The 26,831-nt window shown below is 43.8% G+C and carries 25 protein-coding genes and 1 other RNA gene; 20 read left to right on the forward strand and 6 right to left on the reverse strand.

All coding sequences use genetic code 11. The features are described 5' to 3' along the window. The first annotated feature begins 77 nt into the window (after window positions 1–77). Complete coding sequence (gene lpdA / locus J5566_RS08315; protein ID WP_208562900.1) at window positions 78–1,838, forward strand: dihydrolipoyl dehydrogenase; 1,761 nt, start codon at window positions 78–80, stop codon at window positions 1,836–1,838. Window positions 1,839–1,899: 61 nt separating this feature from the next. Here the strand turns inward: lpdA and J5566_RS10565 are convergent, their stop codons facing one another. Both J5566_RS10565 and J5566_RS08320 read right to left on the reverse strand, forming a co-directional pair. Next, window positions 1,900–2,253, reverse strand: coding sequence for a DUF6688 family protein (locus J5566_RS10565; protein WP_348002282.1), 354 nt, complete (start codon window positions 2,251–2,253; stop codon window positions 1,900–1,902). After that, a complete protein-coding gene (locus J5566_RS08320) occupies window positions 2,136–3,083 on the reverse strand; it encodes a DUF6688 domain-containing protein (protein ID WP_244228997.1) in 948 nt (315 codons plus the stop codon). Before J5566_RS08320 ends, J5566_RS10565 begins: the two co-directional genes overlap by 118 nt. 129 nt (window positions 3,084–3,212) lie before the next feature. Here J5566_RS08320 and J5566_RS08325 point away from each other — a divergent pair, with 129 nt between their 5' ends. From J5566_RS08325 to J5566_RS08360, 8 genes are all read left to right on the forward strand, one after another. Next, window positions 3,213–4,202: a lipoate--protein ligase gene (locus J5566_RS08325; RefSeq protein ID WP_208562901.1), complete on the forward strand. Its 990-nt coding sequence runs from the start codon at window positions 3,213–3,215 to the stop codon at window positions 4,200–4,202. Between the two features lie 145 nt (window positions 4,203–4,347). Beyond that, window positions 4,348–5,196 carry an SAM hydrolase/SAM-dependent halogenase family protein gene (locus J5566_RS08330; protein ID WP_208562902.1) on the forward strand — a complete coding sequence of 283 codons (849 nt, stop codon included), beginning with the start codon at window positions 4,348–4,350 and terminating at the stop codon, window positions 5,194–5,196. Between the two features lie 18 nt (window positions 5,197–5,214). Continuing rightward, window positions 5,215–5,766 (forward strand): ECF-type riboflavin transporter substrate-binding protein, encoded by a 552-nt coding sequence (locus J5566_RS08335; RefSeq protein WP_208562903.1) that lies wholly within the window; start codon window positions 5,215–5,217, stop codon window positions 5,764–5,766. A gap of 96 nt (window positions 5,767–5,862) precedes the next feature. Beyond that, on the forward strand, window positions 5,863–6,873 hold the full coding sequence (locus tag J5566_RS08340) for a hypothetical protein (RefSeq protein ID WP_208562904.1): 1,011 nt from the start codon (window positions 5,863–5,865) through the stop codon (window positions 6,871–6,873). A gap of 117 nt (window positions 6,874–6,990) precedes the next feature. Next, window positions 6,991–7,974 carry a rhodanese-related sulfurtransferase gene (locus tag J5566_RS08345; RefSeq protein WP_208562905.1) on the forward strand — a complete coding sequence of 328 codons (984 nt, stop codon included), beginning with the start codon at window positions 6,991–6,993 and terminating at the stop codon, window positions 7,972–7,974. Window positions 7,975–8,090: 116 nt separating this feature from the next. Further along, window positions 8,091–8,456 carry a VOC family protein gene (locus tag J5566_RS08350; protein ID WP_208562906.1) on the forward strand — a complete coding sequence of 122 codons (366 nt, stop codon included), beginning with the start codon at window positions 8,091–8,093 and terminating at the stop codon, window positions 8,454–8,456. Window positions 8,457–8,585: 129 nt separating this feature from the next. Further along, entirely contained in the window at window positions 8,586–10,262 is a 1,677-nt protein-coding gene (locus J5566_RS08355) for an ABC transporter ATP-binding protein (protein ID WP_208562933.1), read from the forward strand. After that, the gene (locus tag J5566_RS08360) at window positions 10,259–11,089 is read left to right on the forward strand and encodes an energy-coupling factor transporter transmembrane component T family protein (protein WP_208562907.1); all 831 of its coding nucleotides are present in this window, start codon (window positions 10,259–10,261) and stop codon (window positions 11,087–11,089) included. Before J5566_RS08355 ends, J5566_RS08360 begins: the two co-directional genes overlap by 4 nt. A gap of 28 nt (window positions 11,090–11,117) precedes the next feature. Here J5566_RS08360 and rsmG read toward each other — a convergent pair whose 3' ends face one another. From rsmG to recU, 3 genes are all read right to left on the reverse strand, one after another. Further along, window positions 11,118–11,831 (reverse strand): 16S rRNA (guanine(527)-N(7))-methyltransferase RsmG, encoded by a 714-nt coding sequence (gene rsmG / locus J5566_RS08365; RefSeq protein WP_208562908.1) that lies wholly within the window; start codon window positions 11,829–11,831, stop codon window positions 11,118–11,120. Window positions 11,832–11,934: 103 nt separating this feature from the next. After that, window positions 11,935–14,121, reverse strand: a complete 2,187-nt coding sequence (pbp1a, locus tag J5566_RS08370) for a penicillin-binding protein PBP1A (protein WP_208562909.1) — start codon at window positions 14,119–14,121, stop codon at window positions 11,935–11,937. Next, on the reverse strand, window positions 14,114–14,722 hold the full coding sequence (recU, locus tag J5566_RS08375; protein WP_208562910.1) for a Holliday junction resolvase RecU: 609 nt from the start codon (window positions 14,720–14,722) through the stop codon (window positions 14,114–14,116). Before recU ends, pbp1a begins: the two co-directional genes overlap by 8 nt. Window positions 14,723–14,787: 65 nt before the next feature. On the opposite strand from recU, the gene J5566_RS08380 reads away from it, so the two are divergent. The 5 genes from J5566_RS08380 to J5566_RS08400 all read left to right on the forward strand — a co-directional run bounded on the left by J5566_RS08380 (window position 14,788) and on the right by J5566_RS08400 (window position 18,681). Further along, window positions 14,788–15,327: an SLOG family protein gene (locus J5566_RS08380; protein ID WP_208562911.1), complete on the forward strand. Its 540-nt coding sequence runs from the start codon at window positions 14,788–14,790 to the stop codon at window positions 15,325–15,327. A gap of 69 nt (window positions 15,328–15,396) precedes the next feature. Continuing rightward, on the forward strand, window positions 15,397–15,723 hold the full coding sequence (gene gpsB / locus J5566_RS08385; RefSeq protein WP_208562912.1) for a cell division regulator GpsB: 327 nt from the start codon (window positions 15,397–15,399) through the stop codon (window positions 15,721–15,723). A 23-nt stretch (window positions 15,724–15,746) separates the two neighbouring features. Next, window positions 15,747–16,110: RNase P RNA component class B (gene rnpB / locus J5566_RS08390), an RNA gene on the forward strand. Window positions 16,111–16,161: 51 nt separating this feature from the next. Next, entirely contained in the window at window positions 16,162–17,325 is a 1,164-nt protein-coding gene (locus J5566_RS08395) for a THUMP domain-containing class I SAM-dependent RNA methyltransferase (protein ID WP_208562913.1), read from the forward strand. Between the two features lie 3 nt (window positions 17,326–17,328). After that, window positions 17,329–18,681 carry a cell division site-positioning protein MapZ family protein gene (locus tag J5566_RS08400; RefSeq protein ID WP_208562914.1) on the forward strand — a complete coding sequence of 451 codons (1,353 nt, stop codon included), beginning with the start codon at window positions 17,329–17,331 and terminating at the stop codon, window positions 18,679–18,681. Between the two features lie 32 nt (window positions 18,682–18,713). Here J5566_RS08400 and J5566_RS08405 read toward each other — a convergent pair whose 3' ends face one another. Beyond that, window positions 18,714–19,196 carry an S-ribosylhomocysteine lyase gene (locus tag J5566_RS08405; RefSeq protein ID WP_208562915.1) on the reverse strand — a complete coding sequence of 161 codons (483 nt, stop codon included), beginning with the start codon at window positions 19,194–19,196 and terminating at the stop codon, window positions 18,714–18,716. 134 nt (window positions 19,197–19,330) lie between these two features. On the opposite strand from J5566_RS08405, the gene J5566_RS08410 reads away from it, so the two are divergent. From J5566_RS08410 to rsmB, 6 genes are all read left to right on the forward strand, one after another. Beyond that, window positions 19,331–20,944 carry a ribonuclease Y gene (locus tag J5566_RS08410; protein ID WP_208562916.1) on the forward strand — a complete coding sequence of 538 codons (1,614 nt, stop codon included), beginning with the start codon at window positions 19,331–19,333 and terminating at the stop codon, window positions 20,942–20,944. Between the two features lie 99 nt (window positions 20,945–21,043). Beyond that, a complete protein-coding gene (gene gmk / locus J5566_RS08415) occupies window positions 21,044–21,667 on the forward strand; it encodes a guanylate kinase (protein ID WP_208562917.1) in 624 nt (207 codons plus the stop codon). A 29-nt stretch (window positions 21,668–21,696) separates the two neighbouring features. After that, the gene (gene rpoZ / locus J5566_RS08420; protein WP_158456068.1) at window positions 21,697–22,011 is read left to right on the forward strand and encodes a DNA-directed RNA polymerase subunit omega; all 315 of its coding nucleotides are present in this window, start codon (window positions 21,697–21,699) and stop codon (window positions 22,009–22,011) included. 58 nt (window positions 22,012–22,069) lie between these two features. Then, a complete protein-coding gene (locus tag J5566_RS08425; protein ID WP_208562918.1) occupies window positions 22,070–24,451 on the forward strand; it encodes a primosomal protein N' in 2,382 nt (793 codons plus the stop codon). A 111-nt stretch (window positions 24,452–24,562) separates the two neighbouring features. After that, the gene (gene fmt, locus J5566_RS08430; protein ID WP_208562919.1) at window positions 24,563–25,498 is read left to right on the forward strand and encodes a methionyl-tRNA formyltransferase; all 936 of its coding nucleotides are present in this window, start codon (window positions 24,563–24,565) and stop codon (window positions 25,496–25,498) included. After that, window positions 25,488–26,798 (forward strand): 16S rRNA (cytosine(967)-C(5))-methyltransferase RsmB, encoded by a 1,311-nt coding sequence (rsmB, locus tag J5566_RS08435; RefSeq protein WP_208562920.1) that lies wholly within the window; start codon window positions 25,488–25,490, stop codon window positions 26,796–26,798. The genes fmt and rsmB overlap by 11 nt, the downstream gene beginning before the upstream one ends. Window positions 26,799–26,831 lie beyond the last annotated feature (33 nt).

A 26,831-nucleotide genomic window follows, 5' to 3' on the forward strand; every position in this document is an offset into this window, starting at 1 on the left:
AATCGTTTAGAAAATCAGGATTTTCTACGATTTCCTAATTTTTCAGTCGCTTTCTCTTCGCTCTTGGTATCTTAATCATGGCAATTGAAATTATTATGCCTAAACTTGGTGTAGATATGCAAGAAGGCGAAATCATCGAGTGGAAAAAACAAGAAGGTGATTTTGTCAACGAAGGTGACGTTATCTTGGAGATGATGTCAGACAAGACAAGTATGGAATTGGAAGCGGAAGAGTCAGGTGTACTCTTGAAAATCGTTCACGGTAACGGTGCAACAGTTCCTGTAACAGAAGTCATTGCTTACCTTGGTGCAGAAGGTGAAACCGTTGAAGTTGGCAACGCACCTGCTCCAGCTGAGGTTGCTCAAGCAACTGCTGACTTGAAAGCAGCTGGTTTGGAAGTACCAGCTGCTCCTGCAGCAGCTCCACAGGCGCCTAAGGCTGAATTGGCAGCTGACGAGTATGACATGGTTGTTGTCGGTGGTGGTCCTGCAGGTTACTACGCAGCCATTCGCGGTGCTCAATTGGGCGGTAAAATCGCTATCGTTGAGAAATCAGAATTTGGTGGTACCTGCTTGAACAAGGGATGTATCCCAACGAAGACCTACCTCAAAAACGCGGAAATCCTTGACGGCTTGAAGATTGCGGCTGAGCGTGGTATCAACCTTGCTTCAACTAACTACACAGTTGATATGGACAAGACAGTTGACTTCAAGAACAAGGTTGTGAAGACCTTGACAGGCGGTGTAGCAGGTCTCTTGAAAGCCAATAAGGTAACCATCTTCAACGGTCTTGGTCAAGTAAACCCTGACAAGACTGTTGTCATCGGCGACAAGGTTATCAAAGGTCGTAGCATCGTTCTTGCAACAGGTTCTAAGGTATCCCGCATCAATATCCCAGGTATCGATTCTAAGTTGGTATTGACGTCTGATGATATCCTTGACTTGCGTGAAATTCCTAAGTCACTCACTGTTATGGGTGGCGGCGTAGTCGGTGTAGAACTTGGTTTGGTTTACGCATCATACGGCACAGAAGTAACAGTTGTTGAGATGGCAGACCGTATCATTCCAGGTATGGACCGCGAAGTGTCTGTTGAATTGCAAAAAGTCCTTTCTAAGAAAGGTATGAAATTCTTGACCTCAGTTGGTGTATCTGAAATCGTTGAAGCTAACAACCAGTTGACCATCAAATTGAACGACGGCTCAGAAATCGTTTCTGAAAAAGCCCTTCTTTCAATCGGTCGTGTACCACAATTGGCTGGTCTTGAAAATCTTAACCTTGAACTAGACCGCGGTCGTATCAAGGTTAACGAGTACCAAGAAACATCTATCCCAGGTATCTACGCACCAGGTGATGTCAACGGTACTAAGATGTTGGCCCACGCTGCTTACCGTATGGGTGAAGTGGCAGCTGAAAATGCCATCCATGGTAACCACCACAAGGCTAAATTGGATTTCACACCAGCAGCGGTTTACACACACCCAGAAATCGCTATGGTTGGTTTGACAGAAGACCAGGCTATCGAGAAATACGGTAAAGAAAACATCCTTATCGGTCGCAACAGCTTCACTGGTAACGGTCGTGCCATCGCTTCTAATGAAGCACATGGTTTCGTAAAAGTGATTGCTGATAAGAAATACCATGAAATCCTTGGTGTTCATATCATCGGTCCAGTTGCAGCTGAAATGATCAACGAAGCAGCAACTATCATGGAATCTGAGTTGACAGTTGATGACGTGGCAGCATCCATCCACGGTCACCCAACCTTCTCAGAAGTGATGTACGAAGCCTTCCTTGATGTGCTTGGTGTTGCGATCCACAACCCACCAAAACGTAAATAATCAGATAAGCAAAAAGAAAGCCGTGTGGCTTTCTTTTTTTTTTCAGATAAGTGGCTGCCTACTAGTATTTATTGGCAGTGCTAGATTTTTTTGAAAGTGGCAAATACTGAACTGCAATGCGATTTTCTGGCTGACAATCATGCAGATAGATGACGAAGAGGAAGAACCACTCGGCTGGTTTCATAATCAGGTAAATCAGATCTGCCTGCCAGGCATTGCGAATATGTTTGGAAATGGGATAGCCATACCGGTCGTAGATGGAACGAATGCGGCCATGCAAGCGTGGATATCTTTCTTCTAAAATCTGTTCAAAAGCATTGGCAATTTGTAGCTGACGATTGACCACCACACGATGTCCATGGCGTTCCCCCATACGAATGGGTTTGACCAGTTTACGGTGACCAGCAGCCCCCACTGTACAAAGATAGTGTTCATCATAGAATGCGTTTGGTGGGGAGATTTTTCCGACAAGGCCCAATCACTGGTTTCTGTCCACATCTGAAGCAGCTGGTCAGGTTTTTGACCAAATAGAATGAGATAGGAGCCAAGAACTGCAAGATAGGGAAGACTGAAGAAGAGGAGCCAGATGGGCAGAGAAAGACTTTTTTGCAGGAGAGCAAAAAGTCTAGGAAAGCGCGGGGTGCTCTGCTTGGCTAATTCTGCTTGCCACAGTTGAATGGTTTGTAAAATTGTCCGACTGTAAATGAGACAAATATTAAAAGGAACCAAACACAGGTAGCAGTAGGTGAAGAAATCTGTTTCAATCAAAGTAGAAAGTTGTATGGTCCACAAAACAGCAAAGACAAAACTTGGATACAGGCAGCTGATGAGTAGGACGGTTAGGAGAGGGGGGAGGAGCCTGGTTTGGTAGATGTTTAGCACCAAATAAGCTAAAACCCCCATAAGAAGCAGGAAGAACTGTCCCGACCAGGCTTCTGTCTGCATTGGGCTATGGAGTTGGTTGTTCACAAGGGTTTCTGGCCAATCGACGTAAACAACTTGAGCTCCTTCAAGTGCCAACCAACTCAGTCCGATTCCAAAAAAGAAGATCAAGCCATCGTTAATCCAAAAACTATACTCTTTTAACTGTTTTTTCAAAAGTGCCATAAAATGGCGGATGTTTTTCCAAGTCAGATAAAGAGGAAGTACAAAGCAGATAAGTGGCGCATTAATAAACCACATAAATGGAAGACAGATGCTTGCGGCTAGATAAAAGATTGAAAATGATTTTAAGTGTTTGCTCATGAAAACCTCCTTTTCTAGCCTACCATCATTTTTGAGAAAATTCAAGAATGGACAAGAAGAGTTTCAATACTTGCCTTTTGTTATCGTTTCCACTATAATAAAAATTAGTTAACAATAAAGGAGTTTTGCATGAAATATATCGTAAACAACAGCAATGACCCAGCTTATAACATTGCCCTCGAAGCCTACGCTTTTAAGGAATTAACAGATATTGACGAGATTTTTATTCTCTGGATCAATGAGCCTGCCATTATTATCGGTAAGCACCAGAATGCTATTGAAGAAATCAACAAGGAATTCACAGACGAAAAGGGTATCCATGTTGTTCGCCGTCTATCAGGTGGTGGCGCGGTCTATCATGATCTCAACAACCTCAACTACACCATTATTTCAAACAAGGCGGATGAAGGAGCCTTTGACTTCAAAACCTTCTCCAAGCCTGTCATTGATACCCTTGCCACACTGGGTGTAGAGGCCAATTTCACCGGTCGTAATGACCTGGAAATTGATGGCAAGAAAATCTGTGGAAATGCGCAAGCCTATGCCAAAGGTCGTATGATGCACCACGGTTGCTTGCTCTTTGATGTGGATATGTCTGTCCTCGCAAGTGCCCTCAAGGTCAGCAAAGATAAGATTGAGTCTAAAGGCGTCAAGTCAGTCCGTGCCCGCGTGACCAATATCAACAACGAATTACCAGAGAAGATGACCGTTCTGGAGTTCAAGGATTCCATCCTCAACCAAATGAAGCAAGAATACCCAGACATGGATGAGTATGTCTTGTCAGAAGATGATTTGGCTCGTATCCAGGAAATCCGTGATACCCAGTTTGCGACTTGGGACTGGACCTATGGTCAAACACCAGAATACACTGTGGAGCGCAGCGTTCGTTACCCAGCAGGTAAAATCACAACCTACATCAAGGCTGAAAAATCAATCATTGAATCCATCAAGATTTACGGAGATTTCTTCGGAATTGGTGATGTGTCTGATATTGAAAACTTGCTGGTAGGTACTCGTTACGAGTATGCAGATGTGCTTGCAAAATTACAAGAAATCGATACCACTCACTACTTCTCACGCATGACAACAGAAGAAGTGGCAAAAGCGATTGTAGCTTAAGTAAATGACGAGTTTTTCTCGTCTTTTCTTTTGCCAATCGACGGAGAGTATAGTTGTTTGCTATAACTAGTTCCCTTGCAAAAGCAATTTGAAAGTGCCTTGAAAATCTGGTATGATAGTGAAGTACCAATTAGAAGGAGAAAGTATGTCAAATAATCTTTTGGTCCTACAATCAGATTTCGGACTTGTGGACGGTGCCGTATCAGCTATGATCGGTGTTGCCCTTCAAGAATCACGTGACTTGGTTGTACACAACCTAACCCATGATATCACCCCTTATAACATCTTCGAAGGCTCTTACCGTCTTTTCCAGACAGTTGAATATTGGCCAGAAGGAACAACCTTTGTTTCGGTTGTTGATCCAGGTGTTGGTTCCAAACGAAAAAGTGTGGTTGCCTTGACAGAGCAAAACCACTACATTGTGACCCCTGATAACGGAACCCTTTCTTTTATCAAGCAACATGTTGGTATCAAGGCTGTACGAGAAATCTCAGAAGTAGCCAATCGCCGTGCTAATACAGAACATTCTTATACCTTCCACGGTCGTGATGTTTACGCTTATACAGGTGCTAAGCTAGCATCAGGGCATATCAGCTTTGAAGAAGTTGGACCAGAGTTGCATGTTGCAGATATTGTCGAGATTCCAACTGTTCCGACAGAAGTAGGGGCAGACTTTGTCAAAGGGGCAATCGACATTCTGGATGTCCGATTTGGCTCACTTTGGACCTCCATCACGCGCGAAGAGTTTTATAATCTCAATCCAGTCTTTAACGACCGGTTTGAAGTGACCATCTACAATAATGATATGCTGGTTTATCAAAACCAAGTGACCTATGGAAAGTCCTTTGCAGATGTTCGGATTGGTCAACCGCTTCTTTATATCAATTCCCTTTATCGAGTTGGTTTGGCCATTAACCAAGGTTCCTTTGCCAAGGCTTATAACGTTGGTGTCGGACAGAATTGGCATATTGAAATCAAACGCATTGTAAATTAAAATTTTTAGGAGACTATTATGAAAAATAATTCTATCAGAACTGTTGTCGCAACTGGTATCGGTGCTGCTCTTTTTGTGGTCATCGGGATTCTGATCAGCATCCCAACCCTTGTTGTACCTAATACTTCCATCCAGCTTCAATACGCAGTCCAGTCCTTGCTGGCGACTGTTTTCGGACCGATTGTTGGCTTCTTGGTTGGTTTTATCGGTCATGCCTTCAAAGATTCGCTTCAGTATGGTTCACCATGGTGGTCATGGGTCTTGGCATCAGGTGTCTTTGGTCTAGTCTTAGGTGTTGCCAAACGAAGCCTTCGTCTTGATGAAGGAATCTTTGAGAAGAAAGACATCGTCTTTTTCAACGTGACACAGGTAGTTGCCAACGTCGTAGCCTGGGGCCTGATTGCGCCACTTTTGGATATTGTGATTTATAGCGAGCCAGCTAATAAAGTGTTTGCCCAAGGTTTGGTTGCAGGTATTGTCAATAGTGTGACCGTTGCTGTGGCTGGAACTATCTTGCTTTCTATCTATGCTAAAACACAAACACGCTCAAACAGTCTTTCAAAAGACTAGCCAAAGAACCACCTATTTATTGGTGGTTTTTTTGCTGTATTTTTGATAAAATTAATATACTAAGTATTCAATGATATTCAATCTGGGAGGTGTCGTATGACTTGGACCGTTGAAAAGGTTGGTGCGGTGATTGAGTCTATCCTAAACCCTGGAGAAGAATTGATCTATCTCTACCAATCCAAAACCAGCCAATCCATCTATTCCTGTGTCAGCTGTGACCATGTCTATTACAAAGTGTTTCGGATTAGCAACCATCCTAGCCGCTCGCATTACCAACAACCAACTTTTCATGTCGATCATGGGGATTTCTATATGCGGGGGAAAATTCGGAGCTTCTTGTACCAAGATCACGACTGGAGGCGGTTAAAGGAAGGTACTTTTTTCCTGCTCCGCTTTATGCTAAAGGCAGAAAGGATGGGGGCCAAAGTCTATGGGCAACGGCGTAAAGGAAAGCTAGAAGTGTATCTTGAAGAGGTGGAAGGAGAAATCCGATATCTCTATCGCTTCCAGGATAATCAAGTGAAGTTAGTAAAAGAGTTATTGGTAACCGGCTTATTGATTTCTACTTCTATGGGAAATTCTTTTAGCTTTCGCTTTTATCCAACTCCATTTATCGTTCCCTATTTAGAGAGGCTCAAGGAGGTTCAAGCCTTCAATCAAAAGCCAGCTCCCCAAACCCTACGCTGGAAGGTTCGAAAAAAGCTCTTAACTTTGGTCAAGGAAGAGTCTTTGGTTACAGAAGACCCTTTGGTAAAAGTAGATTCCTTGGTCGAGGCGCCAGTTACTCTTGGGGAAAAGCTGGGCTTCTTTGCTTGGTGGCGGAAGATTACCTGTTTTGTTCAAGGTATATGGCGGAAGTATTTTGTAACTAAGGGAGCTTCCGTTAAGGAGTCGGACGCAGACTGTCCTCAAGAGACTAGTCTAGAACAAGTGCCACAACCAGTTGAGAATCAAACAAGTTCTTGTCGAAAAAATGCTCAACCCGATCCGATAAAAGAAGCCTGGAAAGGGCATGTAAAGAAGCGCCATCGTTCGAAAGTCAACCAGGTTCTACCAAGGAACACCTTGGAGCAATTAGAAGAATTAAAACGAAACTTACCAGAATAGGCTTGTATTCTGGGAAACAAATCATTTTGAGAACTAGAATGAAAAGAGTATAATTGAGAGGACTATGCGTTATCGTATAGCTTTAAAATCTATTGCAAAGATTGAAAAGGAGACACTATGTCAAAAGATATTCGCGTTTTACTCTACTATAAATACGTTCCAATTGAGAACGCAGAAGCCTACGCTGCTGAGCACTTGGCTTTCTGTAAGTCTATCGGATTAAAAGGACGTATCTTGATTGCTGATGAAGGCATCAACGGTACTGTTTCCGGTGACTACGAAACAACACAAAAATACATGGACTATGTTCATGCTAACCCATTGTTCAGTGATTTGTGGTTTAAGATTGATGAAGAAAATGAGCAAGCTTTCAAGAAAATGCATGTTCGTTACAAAAAAGAAATTGTTCACCTCGGTTTGGAAGACAACGACTTTGACAGTGACATTGACCCACTTGTGACAACAGGTGCTTACTTGTCACCAAAAGAGTTCAAAGAAGCTCTCTTGGATGAAGATACAGTTGTTTTGGATACCCGTAACGACTACGAGTACGACCTAGGTCACTTCCGCGGAGCTATCCGCCCAGACATCCGCAACTTCCGTGAATTGCCACAATGGGTGCGTGATAACAAAGAGAAATTCATGGACAAGCGCGTGGTGGTTTACTGTACAGGTGGTGTCCGCTGTGAGAAATTCTCAGGCTGGATGGTTCGTGAAGGCTACAAGGATGTTGGTCAGCTTCACGGTGGTATCGCAACCTATGGTAAAGACCCAGAAGTTCGTGGCGAATTGTGGGATGGTAAGATGTATGTCTTTGACGAGCGTATCGCTGTTGATGTCAACCATGTAGACCCCGTTGTTGTTGGTAAGGACTGGTTTGATGGCACACCATGTGAACGTTATGTCAACTGTGGTAACCCATTCTGTAACCGCCGTACCCTCATGTCAGAAGAAAACGAGCACAAGTATGTTCGTGGCTGTTCAGCTGAATGCCGTGCCCACGAGCGTAACCGTTACATCTCTGAAAACGGCTTGACTCGCCAAGAATGGGCAGAACGCCTAGAAGCGCTTGGTGAAAGCCTTGCTCCAGCAAATGCCTAATATCATCAACATTGCATTGAGAACTCACTCAGTGCAATGTTTTTGTGTAATCAGAATACTTGCTATTTTCTCCAGTCAAGACTATACTAATCCTATCAACTAGAAAAGAGAAGAAGATGAAATCATTTTGGATGAACTTAGCAGTAGCAGACCTTGAAAAAGCTGGTCAGTTTTATGAAGCGGTTGGTTTTTCTGTGGCGACTTTTGGAGATACCAAGTCAGCAACCTTGCCAGAAGGTGGTAACTTGATTTTGATGCAGGCAGATACTTTTGCCCAACGCGTACCATTTCAGCTAGCAACTAGTGGCAATGAAGTCTTGATTTCACTTAATGTAGCAACTAAAGAAGAAGTGGACAGCCTTATTGAGCGTGTAGAAGTCAATGGTGGACAAATTACAGGTCGTCCGACAGATGCCTATGGCTTTTATGGTGCCAGCTTTACAGATTTGGATGGACATCATTTCAACGTGATTGTTATGTAAGATGCTCTTGTTTTTTCAATAACGATTTATTTTTAAAGTTTAAATAAGAAAATCGTTCGTCATAGCTTATGGATTGGGAGAATCTGAGGATTCTTCCTTTTTTTCATGCTGGATTTTGATATAATAGGAATTATGAAAAAAGTCATCGAATTCAAGAATTTTTCCTTTAAATACAATGCGCAGACGGATGCGACTTTACATGGTATTGATTTGACCATTTATGAAGGAGAAAAGGTGCTGATTATTGGACCATCTGGTTCAGGCAAGTCCACTCTCGGTCAGGTCTTGAATGGGATTATCCCTGCCATTCATAAGGGAACCCATACAGGGGATTTTGAACTGATGGGGATCCCTGCCTTTGACCAGTCTATTTACCAAAAATCTCTTATGGTCAGCACCGTTTTGCAAGATACGGATGGTCAGTTTATTGGGCTTTCTGTAGCAGAAGATTTGGCCTTTGCCTTGGAAAATGACATGGAAACCTTGGCGACTATGAAGGAGCGAGTTCATGACTGGGCAGAACGCTTGGACTTAAAAGAACTGTTGGACCATCGTCCCCAGGATCTCTCGGGAGGTCAGAAGCAACGGGTTAGCCTAGCAGGAGTCTTGATCGATGAAAGTCCGATTTTGTTGTTTGATGAACCTTTGGCCAATTTGGATCCAAAATCTGGACAGGATACCATTGATTTGATTGACCGGATTCATAATGAAGAAGGAACAACGACCATTATTATCGAGCACCGCTTGGAAGATGTGCTTTACCGCCAGGTGGACCGAATTGTCTTGATCAATGGTGGGCGTCTGGTCTTTAATGGTCATCCTGACCAACTCTTACAATCGGATTTGCTGCAAGAAAATGGTATTCGAGAGCCGCTCTATCTAGCAACTTTACGTGCTCTTGGCTATCAACTTGAGGGAATGAATGGTCTTTCATCCTTAGAAAATATAACCTTGCCTGACCGATCCCTTCCAGTTTTACCGCATATTGAATTGGCTCAGGAAGTTCGCCAACCTTTGTTGGAAATTTCTCACCTACAAGTAGCTTATGGAGATCATCAAGTGATTCCTGGTATGGATTTGACAATTTATCAGGGAGAACGCCTAGCTATCGTCGGAAAAAATGGTGCAGGAAAATCAACCTTGGCAAAGGCCCTCTGTGGTTTTCTACCTGTTAACGGTCAGTTTTTGTGGCAGGGGAAATCCATTGTGGATGATTCGGTCAAAGAAAGGGCTCAACGGATTGGCTATGTGTTGCAAAATCCCAACCAAATGATTAGCCAGACCATGATTTTTGATGAAGTTGCCTTGGGATTGCGCCTCAGAGGAGTGGCAGAAGACTTGATTCAAAGCAAGGTCGAGTCAGTCTTGGAAGTGTGCGGACTCTATCCATTTCGGAAGTGGCCTATTTCAGCTCTCTCGTATGGCCAGAAAAAGCGCGTGACTATCGCCTCTATTTTGGTTTTGGAGCCGGATATTATCCTTTTGGATGAGCCAACAGCAGGTCAGGACCAGCGTCACTACCGTGAAATGATGGACTTTCTAAATCTACTAAATGCACAGGGGCAAACGATTGTGATGATTACACATGACATGCAGCTGATGTTGGATTATTGTGACAGGGCCTTGGTTGTCGTAGATGGACAGATTGTCTATCAGGGACATCCAGCTGAACTTTTGGTGAAACAACCTATTATTAAGCAGGCCAATCTCAAGGAAACCAGCATTTTTCATCTGGCAGAGAAGATGGGCTTGGATCCTCTGGATTTGACAAATTTATACATGAAAACAGAAAGGAGAGAAGCATGAGTCAACACTTAATCGGCTATCAACCTGGCCAAGGATTCATCTACCAGCTGTCAGCAGTAACAAAGATGCTCTTCTTCCTTTTGATTTCCATTATCGCCATGGTCACTTATGACACACGATTGATTCTGGTTATTGCAGTTTTTTCTCTCAGTCTCTTTCGATTGTCAAAAATTCGCCTCAAGGACGTGTCCTTTGTCCTTGTATTTACAACGGTTTTCGCCCTCCTCAATGCCTTGATGGTCTATCTCTTTGCTCCGCAATATGGAGTCAGCCTCTATGGCGCCAAGACTGTTTTATGGGAAGGTATAGGCATTTATACAGTGACTAGTCAGCAACTATTTTACCTGCTTAACATGGTGCTCAAGTATTTTTGTACGGTTCCTCTGGCGGTGGTCTTTCTGATGACAACCCATCCTAGTCAATTTGCCTCTAGTCTAAATCAAATTGGTGTTCCTTATAAGATTGCCTACGCAGTCAGTCTCACCATGCGCTACATTCCAGATATACAGGAAGAGTTTTTTACTATTCGAATGTCTCAAGAAGCACGTGGTTTAGAGTTGTCTAAAAAAGGGAAATTGATGGACCGTATTAAGGGCAATCTTTCCCTAGTTGTTCCCTTGATTTTCAGTTCCTTGGGACGAATTGATACCATCTCAACTGCCATGGAATTGCGCCGATTTGGAAAAAATTCAAAGCGGACCTGGTTTACCTATCAAACGATGCAGAAACAAGACTACCTTGTTTTTCTAGTAATAGCCCTCTTTGCCTGCGCAGCCATTGCCCTATTCATTCTCAATCAAGGGCGATTTTACAATCCTTGGAAATAAGAAAAAGGAGTTCCAGTTGGAACTCCTTTTATAGTGGCCGTTTGGCTGGAATACCCGCCTTACGTGGAAATTTGTTTGGGGTTTCTTTTTTCTTTTCAACGACTGTCAAGGTACGGGGATCACCATTGGGCAATTGGTAATCCAGGTTTTCAATAACCTTTGCAAAGAGTAGGTTGAGGGCGTTCTTTGCAGCTTCCAGCTCGTTTTCAGCATCGGAAGCCTTGAGCGCTATCAAGCGACCATTGAGAGCTAAAAAAGGAATGGTTAACTCAGATAAGACCTGCATGCGGGCAACTGCACGTGCGGTGACCAACTGAAATTGCGCCCGAAAATTCTTGTCATGGGCAAAGTCTTCTGCACGACCATGGTAAAAATGTACTTTTTCCAATTCCAGTTTTTCAGCCAAATGGTTCAAAAAGGTGATACGCTTGTTGAGAGAGTCGATAATCGTCACCTCAAGGTCTGGAAATACAATCTTCATTGGTAAGCTTGGAAAGCCGGCTCCGGCCCCGATGTCCAATAATTTGAGGTCTTGGTTGGTAATGTAGCCCTGTAAAATAGGAGCAAGGGAGTCATAGAAGTGTTTGAGATAGACCTCCTCTTCCTCTGTGATAGCCGTTAGATTGATTTTTTCATTCCACTCTACCAAGAGTTGGAAGTAGTATTGGAATTGTTGTTTCTGTTTGTCTGTTAGGACAATGCCCTTCTGAGCAAGTGTTAGATAAAATTCTTCTGGTTTCATACTTCTATCTTATCACATTCTACAAAAAAAGAAAAACCCAGCCCCTTTTCTGACTTCCATAAGATTTCTCTTATTGGGATTCAGTTCAATGGGCTGAGCTTAATTATTGACCGCTCTCGTTGGATTGATCTTGAGTGGTATTTGTTGTCGTTTCAGATGTTGTTTGACTGGTTTCGGTCGTTGTTTGACTCGATTCAGTCGCTGTAGTTTCTGTCACAACGGTAGTAGATGCAGTAGTTGAAGATTGGTAATTATTGTTGTTGTAATAAGAATTACGATTGTTGTAACTATTGTATAGGAGATTGTTGTAACTGTCGCTACCTTTCAAGTAGAGGTTGCTACCGTATTGGTAGAGGCCCTCAGGCATTTCCCAATCAACTGCTGTTTCAACTGGGTTGAGGTAGGCCATCATGTTACGGAAGACATCTGTTGCGATTTTCATACCGCTATCTAGGACAGGGGTTTTCCTGTTAGTGTAACCTGACCAGACCGCCATAGCGTATTTGGTAGAGTAACCAACGAAGTTTTCATCCGGCACTACCATCAGGCTATAATTGGCCGCTTCATTATTGACAAGAATCTCAGAGTACTCTGCATCAGTATAGTTAGATGTTCCAGTCTTTCCTGCCATAGGAACACCTGCAACAGCCGCATTTAGTCCAGTCCCTAGTGTCATTACACTCTTTAACATATTTGTCATCATGTAGGCAGTTTCAGCTGTCATGACACGGTTGCCCTCTGGTTGGTACTCTTGTTTGGTTCCGTCAGAAAAAATGACCTTGTTGACATATTGCGGTTTATAGTAAGTTCCACCGTTTGCAAATGCTGCATATGCTGCAGCCATTTTCTCACTGCTCGCTCCATATTCACTACTAGACTCTGTTGTATTGCTTGAGATAGCGTTTGAATAGAGGAGTTGTGGGTAATTGATGCCGACGCTGTTCAAGAAGCTGAGGGCCTTGTCCAAACCAGTTTCTTCAAGTGCTTTTACTGCAGATACATTTCGTGAAAACTGAATGGCTGTTTTGACTGAAATTGTGCCATAATAACTTCTATCCCAGTTGTAAACTGGAGTTGTTGTTCCTGGATAGTTATAAGGGCCGTCTAAAGTAGTATCAGCGGTTGAATTATAGACCCCATTTTCAATAGCTGGAGCATAGTCGGTAATGGGTTTCATGGTTGAACCGAAGTCGCGGTTGGTTTCAACTGCTTGGTTGGTTCCAAAGGATACGCTGCTTGATTGATTCCGGCCACCGAGTTGAGCAACTACCTTGCCATTGCTGACATCTACAACTGTTGAGGCTACTTGGAAAGTAGTGTCTGGATAGGTGATATATAGGTCTGTATTATAGATATTCCAGAGCTGTTGTTGTGCCGCAGTATCGACGTTTGTATACACATCCATACCAGTCGTCAAAAGGTTGTAACCTGTCTTTTCTTCCACTTCGGCAATAACCTCTTTGAGATAGTTATCCATGTAAGGTGGATAAGCTGAGGTACTAGTTAATGGTTGTAGGCCATCAGTTACAGGTGTCACGACTGCCTGTTCATATTCTTCCATGGTGATGTAATCCAGTTTCAACATCTGAGAAAGGACCAAGTCACGGCGGTTCTTGGCAACTTCAGGCTGAGTATAAGGATCGTATTGGTTTGGAGCCTGAGGCATGCCAGCCAAAAGTGCTAACTGTGGCAGGGTCAGGTCTTTTAGTTCTTTGCCGTAAAATGCCTGAGCAGCTGTCTTCATCCCGTAGTTTCCGTTGGACATATAGACCTTGTTTACATAGTAGGTCAGGATGTCTTGTTTGGTTTTCATGCGCTCCAGTTTGAGGGCCAGCCAAGCTTCTTGGATCTTACGCTTGATGTTTTGGTCTTCTGTTGAAGTCGAGAAGTAAGTTAATTTAATCAGCTGTTGGTCCAAGGTTGATCCACCTTGCAAGTTTCCACCTCTCAGGTTGTTGAGCAAGGAACCAGCGATACGGATGACATCGACACCGCGGTGACTAAAGTAACGCTGGTCTTCAATGGCGATAATAGCGTTGACCAGATCAGTAGGAATTTCAGATGCATCTGCATTGGAACGCTTTTCTGCCCCTAGGTCAGCGATGAGCGTGCCATCCTTATCATAAATTTTACTTGAAACCGTTGCGGTTAATGTTTCTTCTGTCAATTCAGGAGCAGTAGCGATGTAATAAGCTGATAAACAAGCTCCAACAAGAAAGACAAAGAGAAACAGTCCCATTAGGATATTGGCACCAAGCATTAGGATGCGTTTGGTATTTGGATTATTCAATGGAGTCACCACCTAAAAATTTTTCTTCAACTATTGTTAGATAGGGAAGGCTGGGATAGCCACCCATTTTGATTTCATAGCCATTTTCTCGAATATAGGAAAGTGGCAGGGATTTGCTACCATTATCAAGATCATAGTAGTGAAGTAAGGAGGAAGCAGGTAAGAGATAGGTCTCTCCGATGGTTGAAAAGTGGAGTAAGACAAAGGCAATGCCATCCTGTTGGAGTACCATCCGCATATGTTCCAGCTGGTGTTGGTGAAAGTTCTTCATCGGCATGGCTGTCTTTTGTCTGGTTTCCTTGGCTTCGAAGTCGATGTAGTGGCCCTTGAAGACTCCGGAGTAATCCGTTGTTGAGGCTTGTCTAAAGTAGGCTTCAACTATCTTGGCCCGACTTCGTTGAGGGTAATCAACTTTTACAATCTGAACAGGAGTAGGCTTCTTGTGTATTACCGCAAGGTTTCTGCTTAGATAGTATTGGTTGCTGTCGTTAATGGCCGCTTCAAAGGACATTCCACGATTGGCAAAGGAAATTTTTTCAGCTGGTCGCGTTTGTTCCCGCGGCACTACTTTTCTTCCAATTTGGTGAGGGTATTTGACCATAGCTCCCCTTCTTGATAAAATAGTATCAGCATATTATACCATAAAGAGGAGATTTTCAACAAATAATGACTACTAAAACCGTACTGGTCCAAGGCTACCGAGCTCATGAACTGGGAATATTTGGTCAGAAAGAACCACGATTGGCGATTATCAAAGAGGCCATTCGTAAGGATTTGATTTCCTTGCTAGAAGAGGGGGCGAACTGGTTTATCTTTACAGGTCAAATGGGGTTTGAGTACTGGTGTTTGGAGACCTTGTTGGACTTGAAAAAAGAGGGGTATGAGTTCCAGATTGCCACTATTTTTTTATTTGCCAATCATGGAGAAAATTGGCAGGAGCATCAACAAGAAAAATTGACCCTCTTTCGGCAACAGGATTTCGTGAAAATTGCTTTTGAACGGTATGAAAATCCCTCCCAATTTCGAGAGTTCAATCAATTTCTTCTAGATAAGACGGAACAAGCCTATGTATTTTATGAACCTGAGAATGAAACACAATTGAAATATCTTTTCAACCTGATGCTAACAAAGGAGGCTTATACTGTTAAAACGCTTACCTTTGATCGTCTAAACGAGGTAGCAGAAAATTTTGAAAAATTTGAGTGATTTGACTTGATTTTTCCCTATTTTTTTTAATATAATAGAACTAGTGATGTTTAGATTAGGGAGAGAGAGATGGCAAGTATTAAATTTACAACTAAAGATATTTTTGAACAAGATTTTAAGATCGGTTTCCGTGGGTATGATCAAGATGAAGTCAATGATTTTTTAGATGAAATCATGAAAGACTACGACGCCTATGAAGCCATTATCAAGGAGTTGAAGGGCGAGATTGCTCGCTTGAAAGCACAAGCAGCTAGTGGAAAGCAACAGGCTGCACCTCTCGAAGAAACAACGACAATCCGTACGGAACGAATGACGTCGGCAACAAATTTTGATATTCTTCGTCGTCTCAACCGCTTGGAAAAAGAAGTTTTTGGAAAACAGATTGCTCAAGAATAGAGCTTTTGTAGAGTATGTGTGCAATTTTTGGGTAATCGCGTGGTAGCTATCTATCATGAGGAAAGTCCATGCTAGCACTGGCTGTGATGCCGGTAGTGTTTGTGCTAGGCGAATGCATAAGCCTAGGGACGTCTTTGACGTTACGGCGACTAAAATGGCTACGTCATCTGATATGCCAAAGTAGGTCTGAAAGTGCCACAGTAACGAAGTTTTTATGGAAACGTAAAAAATGGAACGCGGTAAACCCCTCAAGCTAGCAACCCAAACTTTGGTCGGGGCATGGGATGGATGGAAACGAACGGAAATCCTGACTGTAAAGAACAGTAGACAGATGATTATCGAAGGTGGTAGGCCTAGTACCACTGGAACAAAACATGGCTTATAGAAAATTGCATAATAGGTAGCTAGCTTTGCTAGCTTTTATTATAGAGGAAAAACATGAAAAAACAATTTGAGCTGATCGCAACAGCGGCAGCGGGACTGGAAGCAGTTGTTGGAAGAGAGATAAAAGATCTGGGTTATAGCTACCAAGTGGAGAACGGTCGTGTTCGGTTTACAGGCGGGGTCAAGGAAATCATTGAAAGTAATCTTTGGTTGCGTTCAGCTGACCGTATCAAAATTGTCGTTGGGCAGTTTCCAGCCAGAACTTTTGAAGAACTGTTTCAAGGTGTGTTTGGCTTGGATTGGGAAAATTACCTGCCCTTGGGCTGCAAGTTTCCTATTTCCAAGGCAAAATGTGTCAAGTCCAAACTACACAATGAACCAAGTGTGCAAGCTATTTCGAAAAAAGCGGTCGTAAAAAAACTGCAGAAGCACTATTCTCGACCAGAAGGTGTTCCTTTGCAAGAAGTTGGGGCAGAGTTCAAGATTGAAGTATCCATTCTGAAGGACCTTGCGACGGTTCTGATTGATACAACAGGGTCCAGCCTCTTCAAACGGGGTTATCGGGCGGAAAAAGGTGGAGCTCCTATCAAGGAAAATATGGCAGCAGCAATTTTGCAGCTGTCCAACTGGTATCCAGACAAACCCTTGATTGATCCAACCTGTGGCTCAGGGACTTTCTGCATTGAGGCGGCCATGCTGGCTAGAAATATTGCGCCGGGTTTGCAGCGTTCCTTTGCTTTTGAAGAATGGAATTGGGTAGATCAAGACTTGGTTTTACGACTTCGTAAAGAAGCTCAGGCCGCTATCCGGAAGGACCTGGTATTGGATATTGCTGGTTCGGACATCGATGGTCGTATGGTGGACATTGCGAGAAAGAATGCAGTGGCTGCTGGAGTCGCAGATGATATTGTCTTCAAACAGATGCGATTACAGGACTTACGGACGGACAAAATAAACGGAGTTATCATTTCCAATCCTCCTTATGGCGAACGATTGCTTGAAGAAAAGGATCTGATTGACCTCTACCGTGAGATGGGTGAGATCTTTGCTCCTCTAAAAACTTGGTCTCAGTTTATTTTGACAAGCGATGAATTATTTGAGCAACGTTTTGGACGACAGGCGGATAAGAAACGCAAACTTTATAACGGAACTTTGAAGGTTGACCTCTACCAATTTTTTGGTCAACGTGTCAAACGAAATACAGAAAAGGTAGGATGATAAGTGGTAGATAAGAATAAGCAAGTCGTAGATGGTCAAGTAGAAAAGGTGTTGGATTTTGAAACAGCTAAGGATTTGACAGTCGGTGAAGCCGTCCAAAAGCACAAGGAAATTGTTGCAGGAGTGACTGAAGAAGATGGTCTTTTGGATCGCTACATCAAGCAACACCGCGCAGAAATTGAATCCCAAAAAGTATGGTCAAAAGAAGAAGTTGTAGCTCCTGTGGCAACTGCTGTAGAGACAGCGAAAGAAACTATTGATCAGGAAACAAAGCAGTTTGATCTTCCAAAGGAATCAGTTGCAGCAATCGATCCGCTCCCTGTAGTAGATGCTTCAAAAGAAGAGGATAATTTTGTCCTCGGACCTGTTGAAGATGCTTCGACACAGAAGAAGTTCTGGATTTGGGCAAGTTTAGGCCTAGCCTTTCTAGCAACCTTGGTGTCTGCATTTATTTGGTTGAATCGAACTTCGTCAACAAATACTAGTTCATCTTCTTCGAGCACAACAAGCCAAACTAGTTCGGCAACTAGTTCAAGTTCAGAAGATGTGAACTTAACTGCATTTAACGACCTTTATGCAAGTTTCTTTACTGACTCAAGCCTGTCAAAATTGAAAAATAGCGCTTTTGATAGCCTGTCAGATTTGAAGGCGATTTTGGACAAGATGGATAGTTCTTCAGATGCCTACAAGGAGGCAAAAGCTAAGTACGATAGCCTTGAAAAAGCCATTGAAGCGACTAAAGCTATCAACAGCCAGTTTGATAAGGCCTTGATTGTGGATGGTGAGTTGGACACAACAGCAACTGCTAATTCAAGCGCGAGCTTTACAGCTACTGCAACAGGAATTTCTAGCGTAGATGCTACCTTGACAGCAGCTATCAATTTTGGACAATCACAACTAGAAAATGCAGCAACGGTAGCAAGTTCAAGTAGTCAAGCTGCAGCCAGCTCAACAACCAATACAACTGCAAGTACGACGGCAAGTAGTACTAGCCAGGCAACGACAAGCACCGCAGTAACCAATTCTGTTAGCACCTTGTATGGCATTGCTGTACCAGAGGGAGTGACCTTGCAACGTAACCTCAGCCGTGTACCATATGACCAGTCTAAGATTAATGATGCAAATAATGAAGCATGGAACTTTAATCCCGGTATTTTGGAGAAAATTATCGCAACTTCTCAGCAACGTGGCTATATTTCTGGAAATAATTATATTCTTGAAAAAGTCAATATTATTAATGGAAATGGCTATTACAACCTGTTCAAACCAGACGGTACCTATCTCTTCTCAATTAACTGTAAGACAGGATATTTTGTCGGAAATGGTTCTGGCCATTCAGATGCATTGGATTACTAAACAAAAGAACAGCAGATTATCTGCTGTTCTTTTTAGATTGGTTTACGGTCAAAGGCGTCAGATGAAATACCTTGTTCTAAAATCAATTTTGCCCATTCTTTTGCGGAGTGGAGGCTGTGGTCTTTGTAATTGCCACAGGATTCAATGGTTGTGCCAGGAACATCTTCCCAAGTAATGGCAGTAGCGATTTCTTCAAGAGAAGCTTTGATAACTTTTGCAATTTCTTCAGGATTTTGTTTTCCCCACATAATCATATGGAAGCCAGTGCGGCAACCAAAAGGTGAACAGTCGATCAATCCGTCGATTCGTTGACGGATTAATTTTGCCAAGAGGTGCTCGATGGTATGGAGGCCGGCAGTATCCATGGCGTTTTCGTTGGGTTGAACCAGGCGAATATCAAAGTTGGTAATCACATCTCCCTTAGGGCCTTTTTCTTCTGAAATCAGGCGGATATAGGGTGCTTTAACAATGGTGTGATCCAATTCAAAACTTTCTACAATGACGTCTTTAGGCATATGTTTCTCACTTTCTAAAATTCCTTCCAAATCATTATATCATATTTTAATTTTTTGAATTGTGAAATCGTTTCAATTATGATAGAATAAAAGAAGATTTTTGTGAAAATCTAATCGAAAAAAGAGGTAGAAAAATGGAATTTGTTACACTTGTAGTGACACTTGTTTCTGCTCTCATCGGTTTAGTCATTGGTTATCTAGCCATTTCTTTGAAAATGAAATCTGCAAAAGAAACTGCAGAACTGACACTTTTATCTGCTGAACAAGAAGCCAGCAACATGAGAGGTAAGGCAGAGCACGAAGCAGAAGCAATTCTTGCAACTGCAGAACGCGACCGCCAGACCCTCAAAAAAGAGTTGCTCTTGGAAGCGAAAGAAGAGGCACGAAAATATCGGGAGGAAGTTGCAGAAGAGTTTAAGTCTGAAAGACAAGAACTGAAGCAGACTGAGCTTCGCTTAACGGAGCGGGCCAGCAGCTTAGACCGCAAGGACGATAATTTAACGAACAAAGAAAAGGCTTTAGAACAAAAGGAACAAAGCCTAACTGATAAATCTAAACACATTGATGAGCGCGAGCAAGCTGTCCAAAAATTGGAAGAAGAAAAGGCGTTGGAATTGGAGAAAATTGCTTCTCTGACCCAGGACCAGGCTCGGGAGCAAATCTTGACAGAGACACGTGACAAGCTGACTCATGAAATTGCGACCCGCATCAAAGATGCTGAGCGTGAGGTGAAAGAACGTGCGGATAAAACTGCAAAAGATTTGTTGGCGCAAGCTATGCAACGGATCTCCGGTGAGTACGTGGCAGAGCAGACCATCACATCCGTTCACTTGCCAGACGATGCCATGAAGGGAAGAATCATTGGTCGTGAAGGCCGTAACATCCGTACCTTCGAAAGTTTGACGGGGATTGATGTCATTATTGATGATACACCAGAAGTAGTTGTCTTGTCTGGTTTTGATCCTATTCGCCGTGAAATTGCCCGCATGACCATGGAAGCCCTGTTGCAAGATGGACGGATTCATCCAGCCCGCATCGAAGAGTTGGTTGATAAGCATCGTTTGGAGATGGACAATCGCATCCGCGAATATGGTGAGGCTGCAGCCTACGAGATTGGGGCACCTAACTTGCACCCAGACTTGATTAAAATCATGGGCCGCTTGCATTTCCGTACATCTTATGGTCAAAATGTCCTCCGTCATTCTATTGAAGTGGCAAAATTGGCTGGGGTCTTGGCAGCTGAGTTGGGTGAAAATGTCAATCTAGCCCGTCGTGCAGGTTTCTTGCATGATATCGGAAAAGCCATCGACCGTGAAGTGGATGGAAGTCACGTTGAAATCGGTACTGAATTGGCACGTAAGTACAAAGAAAATCCAATCGTTGTCAACGCTATTGCCAGTCACCATGGGGATGTCGAAGCAACCAGCACTATTGCTGTGATTGTTGCAGCAGCGGATGCCTTGAGTGCAGCTCGTCCAGGTTCACGTCGTGAATCTATGGAGGCCTATATCAAGCGTCTACAAGACTTGGAGGAAATTGCTAATAGCTTTGCGGGTATCAAGCAATCCTATGCCATTCAAGCAGGTCGTGAAGTGCGGATTATCGTTCATCCAAATAAAATTTCGGATGATCAAATCACCATCTTGGCACATGATGTGCGTGAAAAAATTGAGAATAACTTGGATTATCCTGGAAATATCAAGGTTACGGTTATTCGAGAAACCAGAGCAACAGATATTGCGAAATAAGAAGCAACCGACAGGTTGCTTTTTTCAAACCCTTCATCAAGGTGTTGAAATCTAGTCGGATTTTTGTTACACTAGAATGAAAGATGAAAAGGAGATGTCATGACCGAACGTGGCTTGCTAATTGTATTTTCTGGTCCTTCCGGGGTTGGAAAAGGAACTGTTCGAAAGGAAATCTTTGATAGTTCTGATAATAAATTTGAATATTCAGTTTCCATGACGACGCGTCCTCAGCGACCTGGTGAAGTGGACGGAGTAGATTATTTCTTCCGTTCAAGAGAAGAATTCGAAAATTTGATTCGTCAGGGGCAGATGTTGGAATATGCTGAGTATGTCGGCAACTACTACGGAACACCTTTAACCTATGTCAATGAAACACTTGACAAAGGGATCGATGTCTTTCTTGAAATCGAAGTTCAAGGAGCGCTGCAAGTAAAACAAAAAGTGCCAGATGGAGTCTTTATTTTCTTGACCCCACCTGACTTGGAAGAATTGCAGGATCGCTTGGTTGGTCGTGGAACAGATAGCCAAGAAGTGATTGAGCAACGAATCGAGCGTGCTAAAGAAGAAATTGCCCTCATGCGCGAATACGACTATGCTGTGGTCAATGACCAAGTGCCTTTGGCGGCTGAACGTGTTAAACGAATTATTGAAGCGGAGCATTTCCGAGTGGACCGTGTCATTGGTCGCTACGACGAGATGATTAGTGAAACAGCTCATAGATAAGAAAAGTAGATAGAAAAGAGTAAACGATTATGATGTTAAAACCTTCGATTGATACCTTATTGGACAAGGTCCCATCAAAGTATTCTTTGGTGATTTTGGAAGCCAAGCGTGCCCATGAATTGGAAGCGGGAGCAAAACCAACTCAAGAATTTACTTCTGTTAAATCCACCTTGCGTGCCTTGGAAGAAATCGAGGCTGGCAACGTGGTGATTCACCCAGATCCAGAAGCCAAACGCGAAGCTGTTCGTCGTCGTGCAGAAGAGGCGAAGCGCTTAGCAGAAGAAGAAGAGCGTAAAATCAAGGCTCAAATTGCCAAAGAGAAAGAAGATGGCGAAAAAATCTAGACACCTAAACTCAGTTGGCTTCCAGCTGAGTTTCTTTTGATGTTAGAAAGGAGGTTCTATGTTAGCGGAGATTATCGTGGATGTTCCACTTATGCAGACGGACAAGCCCTATTCTTATCGTGTCCCTTCCCAGTGGGAGGGGATGGTGCAAGTTGGTGTGCGAGTCCATGTCCCCTTTGGCAAAGGCAATCGCTTGATCCAAGGGATTATTGTGGGATTATTGGATGAGCCAGCGACAGAGTCAACCAAGGAAATAGCGGAAATCTTGGATTTTCGTCCCGTTTTGACTACGGAACAACTCTGGTTGGCGGATCAATTGCGAAAGACCGTCTTTTCTTACAAAATCAGCCTCCTCAAAGCCATGTTACCCAACCTCCTCAACTCCAGCTATGATAAGGTTTTACGGCCGAAGGTCTCTTTGGAAAAAGCAGAGCAGGAAAGTTTGTTTGGAGGGCGTGAGGAGATCCGATTTTCGGATTTGGATGTGGAACATCAGGCCCGTGTGATGCGATTGGTCCAGTCAGGAAAGGTTGAGGTGGACTATCTAGCCACGGATAAAAAGCATGTCAAACGGGAAAAATGGTACAGAGTTTGTCAGGACAAGCTAGCAGACTTTGACATTAGCAAGCGTGCCAAGAAACGCCAAGAGCTTAAAGCTCTGCTCTTGCAGCAGGCAGAGCCTGCGCCCCTAGCAAACTTACGAGCAGACTATTCTAAAGAAATCCTTGACTTTTTTGAGGAACAGAGACTCATCGAGGTCTGGGAGGAAGAGGTCAGTCGTAGTCAAGCATACTTTGACAAGGTGGAGGCTAGTCAGGCCCTGACCTTAAATACAGAGCAGGCTATGGCAGTCAGAGAGATCGTCTCGACCATTGGTCAGGAGAGCCAGACCTATCTGCTGCAAGGTGTAACGGGGTCTGGAAAGACGGAAGTATACCTGCAGGTGATTGAGCGAGTCTTGGCTCAGGGGAAGACGGCTATCATGCTGGTGCCGGAAATTTCTCTGACACCACAGGTGACCAATCGTTTTATCGCTCGGTTTGGTCAGCAGGTAGCTATTTTGCACTCGGGTCTGTCGGACGGCGAGAAGTACGATGAGTGGCGGAAGATTGAGCAGGGGCAGGCTCAGGTCGTGGTCGGAGCCCGTTCGGCAGTCTTTGCTCCCTTGAAAAATCTTGGGGCCATTATCATTGATGAAGAACACGAGGCCACCTATAAGCAGGACAGCAATCCCCGCTACCATGCACGTGAAGTGGCCAAGTTGCGAGCCGACTATAACCAGGCGGTCTTGGTTCTCGGTTCTGCGACACCTAGCTTGGAAACCAGGGCCCGTGCCAGTCGTGGCTTGTATGGTCTTTTACGCCTCGATCAACGGGCCAATCCGCTGGCTAAAATTCCTGAAGTGCAGGTGGTGGATTTTCGCGAGTATATCGGTCAGCAGGAAGCTAGTAATTTTACGCCAGTCTTACTGGATAAGATTCGAGAGAAATTGGAGAAAAAAGAGCAGGTTGTTCTCATGCTTAACCGCAGGGGCTATTCTTCCTTTGTCATGTGTCGCGATTGTGGAACGGTTGACCAGTGTCCTAACTGCGATATATCCTTGACCTTGCACATGGATAGTCGGTCGATGAACTGCCACTATTGCGGTTTTCAAAAGGCTATTCCCCAGACCTGTCCCAACTGCCAGTCGCGCTCCATCCGCTACTACGGTACGGGGACCCAGAAGGCCTTTGATGAATTGCAAGTACTCTTGCCAGAAGCTCGGATTCTGCGAATGGATGTGGATACCACACGGAAAAAGGGAGCCCATGAGGACTTGTTGGACCGTTTTGGACGGGGAGAAGCAGATATTTTGCTGGGAACCCAGATGATTGCTAAGGGACTGGATTTTCCTAATGTGACCCTGGTCGGCGTGCTCAATGCGGATACGGCTCTCAATCTGCCTGATTTTCGTTCGTCAGAGCGGACCTTCCAACTCTTAACCCAGGTGGCAGGTCGGGCAGGTCGAGCAGACAAGGAAGGGGAAGTCCTGATTCAGACCTACAATCCCAACCATTACGCCATTGCCTTTGCCAGGAATCAGGATTACGAAGGCTTCTACCAGTATGAGATGAATATTCGTCGCAATCTGGGCTATCCCCCCTATTATTTCACGGTTGGCTTGACCCTGTCGCACAAGTCGGAGGAGTTTGTCATTCAAAAGGCTTTCGAAGTGGCCAGCTTCTTACGAGAAAATCTCAGCGACAGCATTCGCATCTTGGGTCCAACGCCCAAAACCATTGCCCGTACCCACAATCTCTATCATTATCAAATTATTCTCAAGTACCGCAAGGAAGAAAATCTAGAAGCCGTTCTCAATCGAATCTTGGACTGGACACAGGACAAAGAGATGAAGGACTTGCGTATGATTATTGATAATGAACCCCAGAATATGATGTAAGTTAATAGGAGGCTGAAAACCAGCCTCTTTTTATCGTGAACAGGGCTTGGATTAAGGAAAAAATAAGCAAAAATGGTATAATTAAAGGATAGTAAGAGGAGAATGAATAGAATGACAAAAATTATTTTTATGGGAACGCCAGCTTTTGCTGCTACCGTATTGAAAGGAATTTTAGCTGATAGTTACTATGAGGTGTTAGCTGTGGTGACTCAGCCAGATCGTGCGGTTGGTCGAAAAAAAGTAATTCAAATGACCCCTGTGAAAGAGGTGGCATTAGCCCATGATTTACCAGTTTATCAACCGGAGAAATTATCTGGTAGTTCAGAACTGGAAGCGATTATGAATCTGGGAGCGGATGGCATTGTCACAGCTGCTTTTGGACAGTTCTTGCCTACAAGATTGCTCCATTCAGTTGATTTTGCAGTCAACGTTCATGCCTCACTCTTACCTAAATATCGCGGCGGTGCACCGATTCATTACGCGCTTATAAATGGTGATGAACGAGCAGGTGTCACCATTATGGAAATGGTCAAGGAAATGGATGCAGGTGATTTGATTGCGGCAGACAGCATTGCCATTGAAGAAAACGACAATGTCGGCACTCTCTTTGAGAAGTTAGCAGTAGTGGGTCGTGACTTATTGCTCTCAAGTTTGCCAACCTATCTGGCTGGGGATTTGAAGCCAGTTGCACAGGATCCTAGTCAGGTTACATTTTCGCCCAATATCAGCCCAGAAGAAGAAAAATTGGATTGGAATAAATCAGCTCGTCAGCTCTTCAACCAAGTTCGTGGCATGTATCCATGGCCGGTTGCTCATACTTACTGGAAGGGTGAGCGTTTCAAAATCCAAGAAGCAGTCGCTGTGGAAGGTGAAGGGCCTGCAGGTCAGGTTATCAGCCGCAGCAAAAAGGAGTTGATTGTTGCAACTGGTCAGGGAGCTCTGTCGCTCTTGACTGTCCAACCCGCAGGCAAGCCTAAAATGACCATTGCAGATTTTCTCAATGGTGCAGGGCGTGATCTAGCAGTAGGAGATCGTTTTGGTGAGTAAGAAAGTGTCGGCTAGAAGCCTTGCCTTATCGGTTTTGGTAGAAGTCTTTGATAAGGGAGCCTACTCCAATATTGCCCTTCAGCAAGCTCTATCTCAAGCTGAGTTATCAGACAAGGACAAGGGGCTGGTAACAGAGCTGGTTTACGGAAGTTTGTCTCGAAAAATTACCCTCGAATGGTACTTGGCACATTTTATCGAAGATAGAGAAAAGTTGGATAGCTGGGTTTATTATCTACTCATGCTGAGCCTTTACCAATTGTGTTTTTTGGACAAAATTCCTAACCATGCAGTCGTCAACGAAGCCGTCGAGTTAGCCAAAAGAGGCAAGGGAACGGATAAGTTTGTCAATGCGCTCTTGCGAAAAATTCTGGCTACGGATTTACCAAATCCTGAGACCATCAAGCGTAAGAACAAGCGCTATTCAGTCCTCTATTCCCTGCCTGTATGGCTGGTGACGAGATTGATCGAAGAGTATGGCGAAGAACGCGCGGAGGCCATATTTGCCAGCTTACTTGTTCGCAATAAGGCCAGCGTCCGTGTGACGGATTCCAGTTGTTTTGAAACCCTACAAGTTTCCTTGGATGCAAAACCATCTGCGATTTCACCAGTCGGCCTGGTCAAGGACCATGGACATTTTGCGGGGACAGATTATTTTAAACAAGGATTATTGACCATCCAAGATGAATCCAGTCAGCTGGTTGCACCGACACTTGATTTACAAGGAGAAGAGCAGGTCCTAGATGCTTGTGCAGCACCTGGTGGAAAAACCTGTCATATGGCTTCTTATCTAACCAGTGGCCGAGTGACAGCCTTGGACCTATATGACCATAAATTAAGGTTGATTGAAGAAAATGCTCAGCGACTTGGTCTTGCTGACCGTGTCAGCACGCAAAAGCTTGATGCCATGCAAGTTGCTGAGACATTCGGTCCAGATCGCTTCGACAAAATCCTAGTTGATGCGCCTTGTTCTGGTATTGGTTTGATTCGTCGGAAACCAGATATCCGTTATAATAAAGAAACGCAAGATTTTGCATCCCTACAAGCAGTTCAGTTGCAGATTCTGGATAGCGTTTGCCAAAGTCTTAAAAAAGGTGGTATAATGACCTATAGCACCTGTACTATTATAGCCAAGGAAAACCAGGAAGTGCTTCGAGCATTTTTAGAGGCTCATCCTAATTTTGAGCAGGTACCGCTTCATCATTCTCAAAAGGAATTGATGGTGGACGGATGCCTCTTGATAACCCCTGAACAATTTTTGACAGATGGCTTTTTCATCGGTCAAGTGAAAAGAATATCCTAATACGAGGAGGTTGCTGTACTACAGCAGAAAAGA

It is taken from the genome of Streptococcus suis (assembly GCF_017601095.1).
GTDB classification, from domain to species: domain Bacteria; phylum Bacillota; class Bacilli; order Lactobacillales; family Streptococcaceae; genus Streptococcus; species Streptococcus suis_Z.

What these genes read in the sequence shown, in the direction of transcription:
- lpdA (WP_208562900.1), top strand. Translation starts at nt 78, where the DNA reads ATGGCAATTGAAATTATTATGCCTAAACTTGGTGTAGATATGCAAGAA.
- J5566_RS08320 (WP_244228997.1), bottom strand. Translation starts at nt 3,083, where the DNA reads ATGAGCAAACACTTAAAATCATTTTCAATCTTTTATCTAGCCGCAAGC.
- J5566_RS08325 (WP_208562901.1), top strand. Translation starts at nt 3,213, where the DNA reads ATGAAATATATCGTAAACAACAGCAATGACCCAGCTTATAACATTGCC.
- J5566_RS08330 (WP_208562902.1), top strand. Translation starts at nt 4,348, where the DNA reads ATGTCAAATAATCTTTTGGTCCTACAATCAGATTTCGGACTTGTGGAC.
- J5566_RS08335 (WP_208562903.1), top strand. Translation starts at nt 5,215, where the DNA reads ATGAAAAATAATTCTATCAGAACTGTTGTCGCAACTGGTATCGGTGCT.
- J5566_RS08340 (WP_208562904.1), top strand. Translation starts at nt 5,863, where the DNA reads ATGACTTGGACCGTTGAAAAGGTTGGTGCGGTGATTGAGTCTATCCTA.
- J5566_RS08345 (WP_208562905.1), top strand. Translation starts at nt 6,991, where the DNA reads ATGTCAAAAGATATTCGCGTTTTACTCTACTATAAATACGTTCCAATT.
- J5566_RS08350 (WP_208562906.1), top strand. Translation starts at nt 8,091, where the DNA reads ATGAAATCATTTTGGATGAACTTAGCAGTAGCAGACCTTGAAAAAGCT.
- J5566_RS08360 (WP_208562907.1), top strand. Translation starts at nt 10,259, where the DNA reads ATGAGTCAACACTTAATCGGCTATCAACCTGGCCAAGGATTCATCTAC.
- rsmG (WP_208562908.1), bottom strand. Translation starts at nt 11,831, where the DNA reads ATGAAACCAGAAGAATTTTATCTAACACTTGCTCAGAAGGGCATTGTC.
- recU (WP_208562910.1), bottom strand. Translation starts at nt 14,722, where the DNA reads ATGGTCAAATACCCTCACCAAATTGGAAGAAAAGTAGTGCCGCGGGAA.
- J5566_RS08380 (WP_208562911.1), top strand. Translation starts at nt 14,788, where the DNA reads ATGACTACTAAAACCGTACTGGTCCAAGGCTACCGAGCTCATGAACTG.
- gpsB (WP_208562912.1), top strand. Translation starts at nt 15,397, where the DNA reads ATGGCAAGTATTAAATTTACAACTAAAGATATTTTTGAACAAGATTTT.
- J5566_RS08395 (WP_208562913.1), top strand. Translation starts at nt 16,162, where the DNA reads ATGAAAAAACAATTTGAGCTGATCGCAACAGCGGCAGCGGGACTGGAA.
- J5566_RS08405 (WP_208562915.1), bottom strand. Translation starts at nt 19,196, where the DNA reads ATGCCTAAAGACGTCATTGTAGAAAGTTTTGAATTGGATCACACCATT.
- J5566_RS08410 (WP_208562916.1), top strand. Translation starts at nt 19,331, where the DNA reads ATGGAATTTGTTACACTTGTAGTGACACTTGTTTCTGCTCTCATCGGT.
- gmk (WP_208562917.1), top strand. Translation starts at nt 21,044, where the DNA reads ATGACCGAACGTGGCTTGCTAATTGTATTTTCTGGTCCTTCCGGGGTT.
- rpoZ (WP_158456068.1), top strand. Translation starts at nt 21,697, where the DNA reads ATGATGTTAAAACCTTCGATTGATACCTTATTGGACAAGGTCCCATCA.
- J5566_RS08425 (WP_208562918.1), top strand. Translation starts at nt 22,070, where the DNA reads ATGTTAGCGGAGATTATCGTGGATGTTCCACTTATGCAGACGGACAAG.
- fmt (WP_208562919.1), top strand. Translation starts at nt 24,563, where the DNA reads ATGACAAAAATTATTTTTATGGGAACGCCAGCTTTTGCTGCTACCGTA.